Source organism: Dictyobacter formicarum, assembly GCF_016587435.1.
The window spans coordinates 72,139-85,314 of sequence record NZ_BNJJ01000011.1 but is presented as its reverse complement, the minus strand read 5'-3'; the positions used below and the strand labels follow the sequence as shown (position 1 = coordinate 85,314).

Here is a 13,176-nt window from a genome sequence, read left to right as displayed (position 1 = left end):
ATACTATCATATCCCGCGAGGGGTAAAAATGCAGTAGTCTACTTGCTACTTGCCGGGAATGAAAGTGCGATGGATTTGGAGGATATTCTGTGGTAAGTCACCGCAAGTTTTTTAATGAGGAGATGGAGACGCTGCCAAAGCAGAAACTACAGGCTCTGCAACTGGAGCGCCTTCAGGCGATTGTTGAACGCGCTTATACGCACAATCAATTTTATCGAAATCTCTATGATGAAGCTGGTGTTAAGCCTTCTGATATCCGTACTTTAGATGATATTCGTAAGTTGCCTTTCCTGGAGAAAAAAACGGTGCGAGCTGCTTATCCGTTGGGTACAGCTATGCGTTCGATGGGTGATGAAGGTGGCGCTCTTCAACTGCATGCGACTAGTGGGACAACTGGTAAGAGCGTACCGGTCTTCGCGACCAGAAAAGATATTCAGAACTGGGCCGATTTGAATGCACGGGAACTGTGGATGGTGGGCCTGCGTCCGGGCGATGTACTGATGAACTGCTATGGTTATGGTTTGCCAACCGGTGGCTTTGGCTTTCATTATGGGGCTATGGCTATGGATGTGATGTCTATTCCCATGGGCTCTGATGCTCGCCAGTATGAGCGCATGTTTGATTTCATCAGAGACTTTGGGGTTAAAGCTTTTTGTATGACTCCTTCAGTTGGACTTTATGTTGGTAACAAAGCAGTCGAGCAGGGCCTGGACTTCAAGGATACGCAGTTGAAGGTTGGCCTGTTTGGGGCTGAGCCCTGGCCGTGGGAGACGCGTCAGAAGATTGAGAACCTCTTTGGCATTACTGCGTATGACGAGTTCGGGATGACCGAGTTCCTTGGACCTGGTATGACCTGTGAGTGTGAGGTTCGCGAGGGTATGCACGCCTGGGCCGATAGTTTCCTGGTCGAGTGTATCAACCCTGAGACCGGTGAACCGGTTGAGGAAGGCACAGACGGCGAGCTAGTCTGGACCTGGTTGACGGGAGATGGCACCGCCATGATCCGCTATCGCAGCCGGGACCTGTCCCGCCTCTGGTGGGAAGAGCGTTGCGCTTGTGGTCGCACCCATCCCAAAATTGCATCCATTAAAGGGCGCAGCGATGATGCCGTTTCGATTCGCGGCCTGATTGTCTTTCCTAGCCAGGTGGAAGCCGCGCTGGTACAGTTCCCTGAGACTGCCTCGAACTTCCGCATTATCGTCGATCGCAAAAACGATCTGGATACCTTTGGTCTTAAGGTCGAAGTCAACGATAGCTCGGTCCTTGAGGATGCAGAGCGTGTCACATCGCTACAGGGACGCATGGCGGCCGCTGTTAAATCGATTACTGGCAACACTCCCAAAGTGGAACTTGTGCCCCAGGATAGCCTGCCCCGTGCTACGGGCGGCGAATCCAAAACTGCCAGTGCTCGCGTCGAAGATCGGCGCCTTAAGAAATAAAATACCAATCGTGTATTGTGTCCTGGAAGCAGTACACGATTGGCCAAAAAATCGGTTCGCCAGAAGGGTGACAGGGGACCTTACATGGTGTATAATACCGTCCATCTTAGAATAAGGACGAGTAGGTAAAGATATCTCATATGCTACTACACAGGCTATTGATGCTCGAAGAGAGGCTCTGAAATGACCACAATTAGTATTCCACGGGGAAAATATCATATTTGGACGGTTGGCTGTCAAATGAATCAGGCTGACTCTCAGCGCATTCAGACTATGCTTGATGAATTAGGGTGGGAAGAAGCCAGCATGGAGCAAGCAAATCTGGTAGTTCTGAACACCTGTAGCGTGAGACAGGCTCCTGAGGAGAAGGCGCATAATTTGCTTGCTCAATTGAAACGAGCTAAAAACGAGCGTAGCGATCTTCTGGTAGCTTTGATGGGATGTATGATTGGCAATCAGAAGACGATTGATGCGCTGGGCAAGCGCTATCCGCACATCGATCTGTTTATGAAAGTTGAGCATGCGGATATTTTACCTCGCTTCCTGGAAGAGCGTTGGACTCCTATCTCTGGTGCGGGCTGTCTGGATATTGAGTTCATGCCCGATGCCAGCGATGATACAGTTGAGGAGATTCCTGTCTCTCCCATGGTGCCCACTTTTGCAACCTCTACCAATCGCGCGGGTAAGCGTACTGTACTTCCGATGGCTATTACTCCTAAGCCCGGGGAGCGTGTTGCCCATTATCCTACCAAAATTGAGCCCGCCAAGGCGAGTCCTGCCGCCTGGCTACCGATCGTGCTTGGTTGTAATAAGGTCTGTACCTATTGTATTGTGCCTTATCGCCGGGGTCGCGAGCGCAGCCGTCCGATGGATGAGCTAATGATCGAGGCTCGATCACTGGTGAATAAGGGAGCCAAAGAATTGACTCTTCTGGGGCAGACTGTAGAGGCTTATGGCCTGGATTTGCCCGATCAGCCTGATCTGGCTGACCTGATGACAAATTTAAGCGAGATCGAAGGGTTAGCGCGTATTCGCTTTATGACTTCTTATCCGCGCCACATGACGGATAGCATGATTGAGCGTATGGCGCATCTACCAAAGGTGTGTGAACATCTGAATATTCCGGTCCAGTCTGGCGATGATGTAATGCTCAAGCGTATGAAACGCGGGTATTCCCTGGATGAGTACATTGAGCGTATTGAACGCGTACGCGCACTCTGGCCGAATATTACCTTATCGACTGACATTATTGTAGGCTTCTGCGGTGAAACTGAAGAAGAGTTCCAGCATACGTTGGATTTGTTGGAGAAGATCCGTTTTGATGTAGTTCATGTTGCTGCTTACTCGGTTCGCCCTGGAACGGTTGCGGCCCGCTGGGAGGACGATGTTCCCCTGGCAGAAAAAAAGCGCCGTTTGCATGCAGTGGAAGAAGTTCAGGGTAAAATAGCGTTTGAACTGAATCAGTCTTATGTGGGGAAGGTAGAGGAAGTGATGGTTGAGGACACGAATACGACGCATGGGCGCAAGCAGCTGAAAGGGCGCAATCGCGCCAATAAGCTGGTGTTCTGCCCCGAGCCGGATAGTGCAACATCCGAGGGTCAGCGTGCCATTCAACCCGGCGACTTTGTACAGGTGCGCATCGAACGGGCCACAGCCTGGTCATTACAAGGTGAGGCAGTTGTACTATAAGTTGCGTTATGAAACGTGCGTTTTAAGTACGTAAGCTATAAAACACAACATATCCACGAAGTTGGAGGAGGCTTTGATGACACAAGCACTGTCAGCTGAAGAAAAGTTACGGCTGAAGAAGCAGTGGACAGACCTGGCGATCCGGCAGGCTCAAGAAGGCCAATGGGGAGAAGCGGTGTTGACGAATAAAAATATTCTCAATATGTTTTCTCAGGAACCAGATGCGTATAACCGTTTGGGTAAGGCATATAGTGAGTTGGGCCAATACTCAGAGGCTCGGCAGGCCTATTCACAAACCTTAAAGTATAGTCCAGCGAACACTATTGCGAAGAAGAACCTGGATCGTCTGCAGACGTTGCAGGATGCTTCCGCTCCTGGACCTGTCGGTGTGGATCGCATCGATCCGCGACTCTTCATTGAAGAGACCGGCAAGACCGGTATTACCGAGCTTATAAATCTGGGCTCTGCCCCTGTGCTCTCACGCCTGGGCGTTGGAGATCGCATTAATCTGGTTGTTGATGGCCACCGGTTGCTGGCGCGCAATGCTGCTCAGGAAACGATTGGACAGGTTGAGCCCCGCCTGGCGGGTCGTTTGATCAGTTACATCAAAGAAGGCAACCGTTATGCCGCAGGTATCCTGACCCTGGACCTTCATCTTGTTCGCATCATCATTCGCGAAGAGTATCAGCATCCAAATATGTTTGGTACAGTGAGTTTCCCCTCGCAGGGCAGTGGCGACACTGTCCGTGCTTATATCAAAGACTCCATTTTGCGTCATGACCGTGAGGAAGATGACGAGATGGGTACTGATGATGAGTATTACGATGGCGGTGATGAGTCTGAAGATTTGAACGATTTTGAATTTGAAGGCAATACCGATATTGAAGAGTAACATTTTTAGAGGAAAGGTTGTATAATACAATGAATAAGACGAAGAAAGTTGCCTGGCATAAGCATTTACAAAAAGCGAGAAAGCTGAAAGAAAAGCAGCGTGCTCAGAAAGCCGCTTCTGCTCCTGCAGCCGCTCGCCGTTAATTGTGCACTGCTAGTTTGCGTGTGAGTTATGAGCAGTTTATCCCCGTCGCAATCACAATCTTCGGCTTCAGTCCGAAACATTTTAACTCTGCTCGCCTCACGTGACGCACAATTAGTAGCTGGTGGAGGGGGCTAGAGCGTCGTGTAACGTGGGCGTGTCGTATGCGTTCTCGCTTGCCTGCATTCGAAAGTGTGCAAGGCGGTGAGCTCGCTTTACTGACACTTTCCCAATTGCGGCGCCTGGATGAGACCCTTCCCCATCTCCTGAAGAGTCTGCATCAGGCTGGCGTAGCAGTTGTTGCAGTTGCTGCGCCATCTGTGGAGGCTTTAGGTGCGGAAGCGCGAGATTTCGCGGATCAGATGCATCTGCCTCTGATTTTGCTTCCGCTCAATGCTCTGCTTGAAGAGATTGAGCGTGAAGTCATTACGTTTGTGGTGAGCTTTCGTGGCGAAACCGAGCGCAAAGCAACCGAGATTGCCAGTCAGTTAATGCAATTAAGTTTGCAGGGGGCTGGCATTCAGGGGGTCTGCGAGTATCTTGCGACCAACCGTGGCAAGTGGGTCGTGATACAGGATGCTGATCAGCATGTGCGTCTGCAAGCTGCTCCTGCCAATGTCTCTCCCCTGGCATTACCCAGTCCATTGACCGATGAACAGCTACGTCGACAAGGTCTGGTGCGTGTGGTGGAACCGATTCCCAGCAGCCGCCACGAGATCGCTGGCTACCTTTCCCTGGTCGGTAATGAAAGCGATTTTGATTATCTAGAGCGTATTATCCTGGGCCAGGCCACCCCTATTATCGCGATTGAGTTTGCGCGTGAGCGCGATCGCACTGAGGTCGAGAGCCGTTATCAGGTTGAAGCATTTACCGACGTGATTCAGGGCCATTATCAGCAGCCCGAAGAGATGATGGCACGTGCTCGCCTGCTTGGCTACGATTTAACTACTCCGCAAGCCATCGTCGTTTTTGAGATTTCACCTGGCGAGCATGATTTTTCTACCAGCAGTTCCTATGCCCAATGGAACAAGCGCGTCCGCGAAGAACTCTTGCGTGAATGGCCAGGGTGCTGGGTACAGAGTGAGGCCCGCCGCGTGATCGCGATCCTGCCTCTGCCGCCTTTTGATGACCAGAGCGAGACCGAGCGGGAGCATGAAAATTCGCTCTATTCGCGCCTGGAGCGCGTCGTCTTCCGCATTTCTTCCCAAAAAAGCAATGGCACCATGCGCCCCACCTATTCCTGTGGCATCGGACGTATCGCTAAGAACTTGCAGGGCCTGCCTCTCTCTTTCCGCGAAGCACAGCAGGCGCTGGAAATTGGTCGCCGCCTCTTTGGCGAAGGGAACCTGCATTCGTTTGCTCGCCTGGGTATCTATCGCCTGCTCTTTCACCTCAATGGACATAGTGAGTTGGATGATTTTTATTATGAGACGCTGGGCCCGCTGCTCAATAACGATAGCACCTACGTTGAGACGTTGGAAGGCTTCTTCCGCTGCAATGGCAATCTCAGCGAGATGGCACGTACCATGCATTTCCATCGCAATTCTCTGCTCTATCGCCTCAATCGCATTGAGGCCCTGCTAGGTCGTTCGCTAGAAGATCCCGAGCTCCGCCTGGCGCTGCAGATTGCTCTCAAGATTCACCATCTCAAAAAGCACTGAGCAACTAGACTTTTGTGACTTTGCTGCCAGCGGCCTTGAGCAGACGGTCGCGTATGGCCAATCCTAATCCTTGTTCGGTGAAGGTGCGGCAGAGAATGACATTGGCACTTGCTTCTTCAAGTGTGCGCAAGCCTGCAAAGAGGTGGGTAGCAATCTGCTCGGGAGTGCGCCCCAGACTATAAATGATCGCTCCGCTGTCCTGAAATGCGTTCAGGTCTTCGTCGGCGATCAAGACTCCTACCAGTTCTCCTCTGGCCTTGCGCGTTTGTAGCTCTGCCAGCATAGCCTGGCGCATGGCTGCTACTGAGCCCTCGAATAGATAAGCTGGCACGCTGGGGGAATAGTGGATGTGCATTTGTCCCGGTGCTGCCTGGGCATGCGTGAAATCCTCTTCATCCTGTGTTTGCCGTGGCTGTGGTGGTTGAACCTGCGGAAGTATACTGCGCAGCGCTTCCAGACTAATACCGCCGGGTCGCAGGATGGTTGGCACCTCGGCACAGAGATCCAGGATGGTAGACTCTACTCCCACCGTACAGGGACCACCATCCAGGATCAAAGGGACACGACCCTTAAGATCCACATAGACGTGTTGCGCGGTGGTAGGACTGACATGCATAAAGCGATTGGCACTGGGGGCGGCTATCGGTATACCTGCTGTACGAATCAAGGCCTGCGCGACTGGATGGCCGGGCATGCGCACCGCTACATTAGGCAGCCCTGAGGTAATCAGGGCTGGTACCCGTGGACCAGCAGGTAGGATCATCGTTAGCGGCCCAGGCCAGAAAGCTGCTGCCAGCTTTCTGGCTGTTGCTGGCACCACCGACACAATATTTTCCAACTCATGCTCATCAGCGATATGCACAATCAAGGGATCGCTAAGGGGTCGTCCCTTGGCGATGAAGATCTGCTCGGCCGCCTGTGCGTCTAACGCGTTCGCACCCAGACCATAGACGGTCTCGGTCGGAAAAACTACCAGCTCACCCGCACGTAATAATTGGGCTGCGTATGCAATATGTTGTGTATATTGCTCGTCCGGACGGTTAGGGTCTAACTTTATAATCTGTGTCTCTTGCTGTTGCATGGATGTGTCTATGTTCCTCTAAAAAGTTCTTAACCTGTTCACGCTATCTGGTTCGATTTTTGCTTGAGTATAGCACGTTTCCTGTTACCACGAAAGTCGCATGCCGGCTTTGAGGGTTTCGTTTTAGAGGCCCACCCTGGCAAAATTATCATGCCTACCGGGTGCTTGAGCGGATATAGATGTTGGGATCTTGTATTTCCATAAAGCGCTCGGGGTTGCGGAGTGGGACGAAGCCTGATTGTTTGTATAGGCCGTGAGCGTCTTTTGTGGCCAGTAGCCAGCGCCGCAACCCTTGAAGTTCAGGGTGTGTGGTGATCACTTCTAATAGCCATTTGCTGAGGCCTCGACCACGATAGGGTTCTAAGATAAAGACGTCTGCCAGATAGGCAAAGGTGGTGTAATCGGTGACCAGGCGGGCCAGGCCAATTTGTTCTTGACCTTTATAGAGGCCAAAAGAGAGCGAATGCTTCAGGGCTTGTTCTACCGTTTCCCGTGGAATGCCGATTGACCAGTATGCCTGGGTGAGGAAGCTGTGAATAACGGTAATATCCAAACGTTTCTTGTCAGTGCTGATAGTATAATCGCCGCGTTGCCATTCATAAGACATTGAAAAATACTCCTACCTGAAAATAGTTATTCTTTGCTCTTTTTTTATTAGAACGGATCAATGTACTGCTTAGTAATGCCTGCTTTGTGAGTACTATGGATGAGGCATTGTAACGTGGAGTTGCGCTGCTTTGTTTTTTGAGACGATTTGCATTACTATGATACATATTGGTAAGCCGTATACAATGCAAAAAAGCTAGTGGCAACAGAAAGGAGATGGTGTTTTTCGGCAGTTTGCTCCGTCAGAAGCACCGAACCTGCGATGAATCCACGCGATTTGTTAGACCAATTACTCAATCCTTATGAATGCTTCACAGCCTTGCGCACAGAGTCTGGTCCCGTTTCTTATAACGAACGGGGGAAGTTTTGGGAAGTGTTTGAGTATGATGATGTGCTGGCGCTGGCCTCAGACCATGAGACTTTTTCTTCGGATGGCTCGCAGTTTGTTGAACATCCTGATCAAATGGTGAAGGGTCAGAGTGTATTGACGACCGACCCGCCGCGCCATCGTCAGTTGCGCTCGCTGGTTTCTCAGGCATTTACGCCTCGAGCGATAGCCAGCATGGCGGCCCGAATTGCTGAGATTACCCATAATTTACTGGATCAAGTGGCCTGGCAAGGCGCGATGGATATTATTGCAGACCTTTCATATCCATTGCCCGTGATCGTCATTTCTGAAATGCTAGGCATACCATCGGAAGATCGCGCTCAATTTAAACACTGGTCCGATCAAATGGTGGTGAGTGAGTATGAGGATCTGAGCCGCGATAATATAGAGGAATATAACAAGCGTGTGCGCACGATCATGCGCCAGACTCTAGATGAGCTCTATGACTACTTTCGTCAGGTGCTGGCTGAGAGACGCTTGCAGCCGCGACATGATCTGGTGAGCGCTTTGCTTGCAGCCCAGATTGAGGGAGAGTCGTTGTCCGAGCCAGATATTCTGGCGTTCTGTGCCCTGTTGTTGATTGCAGGCAATATTACGACCACCAATCTCATTGGCAATGCACTGCTCTGCTTTGATGAGCATCCCGAGGCGATGGAGCAGCTGCATGCGCGTCCTGACCTGATACCGCAGGCGATCGAAGAGGTACTGCGCTATCGTTCTCCTGCCCTATTAGTCGGCCGTTATGCCACGCGACCAATCGAGATTCACGGTCAAACGATCCCTCGTGGACAATTGATTATTGGTTGGCTGGCCTGCGCTAATTTTGACCAGGTCCAGTTTCCCCAGCCAGAACGTTTTGATATCGAACGCACCCTCAATCGGCATCTGGCATTTGGGCATGGCATACATTTTTGTCTGGGAGCGCCCCTGGCGCGACTGGAGGCAAAAATCGCACTGGGTATCCTGTTAGAACGCTTCCAGCACATCCGCCGTGAGCGCACTCAATCAATCGAAACTATTCGTAGCGTCTTCATCATGGGACCCAAACATCTGCCAGTTACCTTTCGAGCTCGCTAGTAAATAGGATGGATATGTTTTCCAGAAATGCGAGAAGATCCCAAACACGGAATGGGACCCCGTAAGCGATCTGGCACTGCTGCGGTTTCTTGCGATGTGCATGTTTAGTTGGCTGTAGCGCCGTGTCGCCTACAGTTTTGCTGCTCTGTGTTCCGCAGGCTGTCAGTGGCCTGATAGCGCTTATACTGCTCTAGCATCGATTGGTAGTATGGGCTGAGCCTTTTTTGGAGTTCATCAGCAGATAGCCAGAGAGGCCGGCCCTCGGAACTAGGACGCAAGTCGCCACCAATAGCTTCCACCTGATAGATGAGGGTTAACGTACTCATTTGGTGGATGCCCTGACTGATGCCGGGCTGAAAGCCAACCAGATCGAGTGGCCGGAGCTCTAACCCTGTCTCCTCTTTACCCTCGCGTATCAATGCCTGTTCAGGTGACTCACGCCACTTCATAAAACCACCTGGAAACGCCAGTATACCGCCTGGTTGTTCTATGAGCAAAAATTGCTGATCTTTTTCAACAATCATACAGACACAGCCGAAGGGCGGTAAGTTACCCCCCAGAAGGAAATTAAGTATATTAAAGCAGATGCAGGCTAGACTTTTTGTGATGTAATAAAACATCGATCTTCTCCTTGGATTTGATGCTTATTAGCTCTGCTTCTATTACGTTTCGAATATGTTGAGAGGTGCAGAAAAATGGGCCGACTTATGTATTTAATAAGCCAGCCCATATCTATCCCTTGCCAGGGGTAATCAAATGTCTTCACGGTTGAGATTCTCGCGCTGCTCACGATCATAAAGCTCCCTGGCATCTTCCGGTTTATTTACCGCTCTTCCAAGGCCCTGGCTGTATGGGCCAGCAGGGCCTTGTGGATGTTCCGGGGGTGTTACTTGCTCACTATAATCGGGCACGCCTTTCCTTTGCTCAATATTTCCTGGTTGTCCAGGTTTGTTGCCACCCTGGCCATAAATGTCCTGTGGGCGCTCATAGCCGGGCGCAGCACTACTGCGTTGTTCCGAGGTTTCTGGCTGACCAGCAGTATAATTCGTAGCATCTTGCCTGTCACTCTTTGCAGGACGTACTGGAGCTGTATAATCTTGTGGTTGTTGCTGGCTGCTATCTTCTGCGACAGTTTGTCCGGCGCTATCCTGTGGACGACTGTAGTCTGGTGCATTATAGCCCTGCTGATTACTATAGTCGGACTGGCCTACATTTCGCTCATATGTACCGCCCCGGCGCATCGTGTCAGACTGTCCATAATTCTCCGTGGGATGTGAGGGTATATTACCGCCCTGTGCGCCTCCATAATCGGGCGCATTGATATTCTGATTAACGTCCTGGTTATAGGTCCTGCCTGTATCTGATACCTTGCTCTTATCGTCAGCAGGGGTTACACCGCCAGGTATACTGCTGCCTTGATCATAGCTGCTACCTGCCTCGGCAGCGCGGCGCTCACCAATAGTTTGATTGATATCGTAACCGGTCGTTTGCTCGTCTTTTCTTACCTGAGCATAACCAGGCACGTTATTCGTAACGTTGGTCTCTGTTCTGGGCTGAGCGGCGGGTCCTGTGCCTTCGGGGCTGTGAAAATGATAGCCGCCACTGTTCTGTAGAATCAACAGCACCTCCCGACTTTGTTCATCCGGGTGGACGGCTACGATTGTCCTTCCTGAAGCATACTCCTGGGCATAGTATTGTGCCTCATCTTCTGCCAGGCCCATGTGTGAAAGATCGTGCATAACATCGGTAGGAGTATGTGTATGAGTTCCGCCAAATAGGTTTTTAATGCTCTCTATAAAGCTCCCTCTGGCGGCACCTGTACCCTCACCTGAATAGCTAATGCGGTCGCTGGCTACACCGGCATTGTACAATTGCTTGATAGCACTCTCTGCACTATCTCGCTCGTTAAAGACTGCTACTATCAATCTTCTTTGTACTGCCATAGTCATTTCTCCTTATCTGGTCACATTATTTGGAGAGGCATATGTCAGGCTACTCCCGCTAGCTATAACGCTGATGGCCTCTTTTCCGATCTCTACCTTCTTCTCTGACTCTATATGTTTATTGGTTGAAGTACTCGGACTAATAAGCTACTCTTGGCACGAATAGAATGATCATTAATGATACAGTTAAAGCTCAGGCTTACTTCTGCTTGCATGGAACGAATAGTCGTATTTTTGAGCTTAATTTCATATATTAGTTTATATATATGGTTTTATTGTTTTGATAAACTTGCTCTGTTATACTACTTTCAATGGTTTGCATTGCTCTTTTCATTCGAGATAAAATGAAATAGGAGGACTAGGGTCATGAATACGCGAGATGTGATACAGCGTGTCCAGGCGGAAAAAATACGTCTTGTGCGCTTCTTGTATTGTGACAATGGCGGTATCATTCGCGGCAAGGCGACGCATGCGCAGAAACTGGCCAATCGTATGCAGGAAGGCATAGGTCAGACGCTGGCTATGCAGGCTTTTACCGGAGTTGAAACACTTGCAACTGTCGAGGGTATGGGGCCGGTCGGCGAATTTCGCTTGCTGCCCGATCCTGAAACATTTGTCGTTCTCCCATATGTTCCTAATACTGCCAGTATGCTGTGCGATATGATGCGTCTGGATGGTGAGCCCTGGGAGGCCTGTCCTCGTAGCTTCCTGAAACGTATGCTGGCTCGCCTGGCCGAGCATCATATGCGAGCAGAGATCGGTGTTGAGCATGAGTTTTATCTGGCCCGCGATGTTGAAGGCCAATATGTGCCTGCCGACTATAGCGCCTGCTATAGTAGCATAGGTATGGATGAGCAAGCGACGGTTACCGATGGTATTCTGGCTGCTCTGGAGGCTCAGGGCTTTGCGGTCGAATTATTCCATCCTGAACTGGGTCCATCCCAGCAAGAATTATCTTTGAGACATGCAGATGCGCTACGCGCGGCAGACCAGGTATTGCGCGTGCGCGAGACAGTGCGCGGCGTGGTCCGTTTATTTAAACTCTATGCCTCATTCGCGCCTAAACCTTTTTTGGACCAGGGTGGCAATGGTGCCCACATTCATCTCAGCCTGTGGGGAACGACGGGGCACGCGCGAGCCCAGCAAAATCTTTTTTATGATGCCCATCGGCCTGGGAGCCTGAGTCAGATGGGACTACATTTTATTGGTGGAGTGCTACGTCACCTGCAAGCCCTGGTTGCGATTACCTGTGCCAGCCCCAATTCTTATCGCCGTCTGCTTCCCCATTTCTGGAGTTCAGCTTATGAGGCCTATGGTTTTGATAATCGGGAAGGGGCCATCCGCGTTCCCTCACTGTTTAAAGGCCGCGAACAGGAGTCGAGCAATCTGGAGCTGAAGTGTGCCGACCATAGTGGCAATCCTTATTTATCGATTGGAGCATTGATTGCTGCTGGCCTGGATGGCATCATTAATAAAATTGAGCCAGGGGAGGCGCAGGCCATCGATCCGGGTAATTACAGCGATGAGGAGCGCGAGAGGCTTGGCATTCGTCGCCTGCCAACATCTCTAGATGCAGCCCTGGATGCCCTGGAGCAGGACCAGGTTTTGCTAGACGCGCTGGGACCCCTACTGGCTACATCCTATATCGCCGTTAAGCGTGAAGAAGCCTCTTTCTTCGTGGATAAATCGCCAGAAGAGGAAGCATTGCAACATTTCTATAAATATTAACCTCTAGATTACGATCTGTGCGTGTTAGTGCCTGTAATATAAAAAAAGATCCGCCTGCCGAGGAAAGGAAAGAAGTAGCGAGGCGGATCTTTTGGTCGCAGTGTGAATTTATATACTCTGGCCCATATAAACATGACCTGGAGTCATATCACTGCTGGCTCTTAAAAATTGGAGCTGTTTTTGGTTGAGTTGAGAGCATCCTTGGTAGTACTAGCTACGTCCTGGCCGCTGGATTTCAGCGTTGTACCAGCATTCTGAGCAATGTTGCTGAGATTACTGGCTGAACTCTTTACAGTTGAAGCAGCCTGCTGGGCATAATCCTTCAGTGTACCAGCGGTCTGGTTGACACGGTCAGTAATCTGGCTCTTATAGATGTCGAGTTGCTCATTCTCAGGAATGTAGCCGCGTAGTTCGCCAAGGCGCTCACTGACCAGCCTACGCATCTCATCGCCTTTCATAGGAGCGATGAGCAAACCAATACCAACCCCGAAGAGAATACCTTTCACAAAGCTGTTCATGCGTTTTATCCTT

The 13,176-nt window shown here is 50.7% G+C and carries 11 protein-coding genes; 6 read left to right on the top strand and 5 right to left on the bottom strand.

Features of this window, described 5'->3' with window-relative positions:
• Positions 1-89: 89 nt before the first annotated feature.
• The 4 genes from JMI88_RS19855 (at position 90) to JMI88_RS19840 (ending at position 5,822) form a co-directional block, all read left to right on the top strand.
• Positions 90-1,439 (top strand): phenylacetate--CoA ligase family protein, encoded by a 1,350-nt coding sequence (locus tag JMI88_RS19855; protein WP_201363684.1) that lies wholly within the window; start codon positions 90-92, stop codon positions 1,437-1,439.
• A 183-nt stretch (positions 1,440-1,622) separates the two neighbouring features.
• On the top strand, positions 1,623-3,128 hold the full coding sequence (locus tag JMI88_RS19850; RefSeq protein WP_201363683.1) for a MiaB/RimO family radical SAM methylthiotransferase: 1,506 nt from the start codon (positions 1,623-1,625) through the stop codon (positions 3,126-3,128).
• A gap of 76 nt (positions 3,129-3,204) precedes the next feature.
• Positions 3,205-4,020 carry a tetratricopeptide repeat protein gene (locus tag JMI88_RS19845; RefSeq protein ID WP_201363682.1) on the top strand — a complete coding sequence of 272 codons (816 nt, stop codon included), beginning with the start codon at positions 3,205-3,207 and terminating at the stop codon, positions 4,018-4,020.
• Positions 4,021-4,274: 254 nt separating this feature from the next.
• Complete coding sequence (locus JMI88_RS19840; protein WP_268906004.1) at positions 4,275-5,822, top strand: PucR family transcriptional regulator; 1,548 nt, start codon at positions 4,275-4,277, stop codon at positions 5,820-5,822.
• Positions 5,823-5,826: 4 nt separating this feature from the next.
• Here JMI88_RS19840 and JMI88_RS19835 read toward each other — a convergent pair whose 3' ends face one another.
• Positions 5,827-6,903 carry an L-threonylcarbamoyladenylate synthase gene (locus JMI88_RS19835; protein ID WP_201363680.1) on the bottom strand — a complete coding sequence of 359 codons (1,077 nt, stop codon included), beginning with the start codon at positions 6,901-6,903 and terminating at the stop codon, positions 5,827-5,829.
• 154 nt (positions 6,904-7,057) lie between these two features.
• Entirely contained in the window at positions 7,058-7,510 is a 453-nt protein-coding gene (locus tag JMI88_RS19830) for a GNAT family N-acetyltransferase (protein WP_201363679.1), read from the bottom strand.
• A gap of 261 nt (positions 7,511-7,771) precedes the next feature.
• Between JMI88_RS19830 and JMI88_RS19825 the strand changes: the two genes are divergently transcribed.
• Positions 7,772-8,974, top strand: a complete 1,203-nt coding sequence (locus tag JMI88_RS19825; protein WP_201363678.1) for a cytochrome P450 — start codon at positions 7,772-7,774, stop codon at positions 8,972-8,974.
• A gap of 104 nt (positions 8,975-9,078) precedes the next feature.
• On the opposite strand, the gene JMI88_RS19820 is transcribed toward JMI88_RS19825, so the two are convergent.
• Together JMI88_RS19820 and JMI88_RS19815 are read right to left on the bottom strand one after the other, a co-directional pair.
• Complete coding sequence (locus JMI88_RS19820; protein WP_201363677.1) at positions 9,079-9,594, bottom strand: NUDIX hydrolase; 516 nt, start codon at positions 9,592-9,594, stop codon at positions 9,079-9,081.
• 132 nt (positions 9,595-9,726) lie between these two features.
• Positions 9,727-10,917, bottom strand: coding sequence for a general stress protein (locus JMI88_RS19815; protein ID WP_201363676.1), 1,191 nt, complete (start codon positions 10,915-10,917; stop codon positions 9,727-9,729).
• A 366-nt stretch (positions 10,918-11,283) separates the two neighbouring features.
• On the opposite strand from JMI88_RS19815, the gene JMI88_RS19810 reads away from it, so the two are divergent.
• Positions 11,284-12,645: a glutamine synthetase family protein gene (locus JMI88_RS19810; RefSeq protein ID WP_201363675.1), complete on the top strand. Its 1,362-nt coding sequence runs from the start codon at positions 11,284-11,286 to the stop codon at positions 12,643-12,645.
• A 161-nt stretch (positions 12,646-12,806) separates the two neighbouring features.
• Here JMI88_RS19810 and JMI88_RS19805 read toward each other — a convergent pair whose 3' ends face one another.
• A complete protein-coding gene (locus tag JMI88_RS19805) occupies positions 12,807-13,163 on the bottom strand; it encodes a YtxH domain-containing protein (protein WP_201363674.1) in 357 nt (118 codons plus the stop codon).
• Positions 13,164-13,176 lie beyond the last annotated feature (13 nt).

Coding starts and splice junctions, on each gene's coding strand:
- JMI88_RS19850 (WP_201363683.1), top strand. CDS start 1,623: ATGACCACAATTAGTATTCCACGGGGAAAATATCATATTTGGACGGTT.
- JMI88_RS19845 (WP_201363682.1), top strand. CDS start 3,205: ATGACACAAGCACTGTCAGCTGAAGAAAAGTTACGGCTGAAGAAGCAG.
- JMI88_RS19835 (WP_201363680.1), bottom strand. CDS start 6,903: ATGCAACAGCAAGAGACACAGATTATAAAGTTAGACCCTAACCGTCCG.
- JMI88_RS19830 (WP_201363679.1), bottom strand. CDS start 7,510: ATGTCTTATGAATGGCAACGCGGCGATTATACTATCAGCACTGACAAG.
- JMI88_RS19825 (WP_201363678.1), top strand. CDS start 7,772: ATGAATCCACGCGATTTGTTAGACCAATTACTCAATCCTTATGAATGC.
- JMI88_RS19820 (WP_201363677.1), bottom strand. CDS start 9,594: ATGTTTTATTACATCACAAAAAGTCTAGCCTGCATCTGCTTTAATATA.
- JMI88_RS19815 (WP_201363676.1), bottom strand. CDS start 10,917: ATGGCAGTACAAAGAAGATTGATAGTAGCAGTCTTTAACGAGCGAGAT.
- JMI88_RS19810 (WP_201363675.1), top strand. CDS start 11,284: ATGAATACGCGAGATGTGATACAGCGTGTCCAGGCGGAAAAAATACGT.
- JMI88_RS19805 (WP_201363674.1), bottom strand. CDS start 13,163: ATGAACAGCTTTGTGAAAGGTATTCTCTTCGGGGTTGGTATTGGTTTG.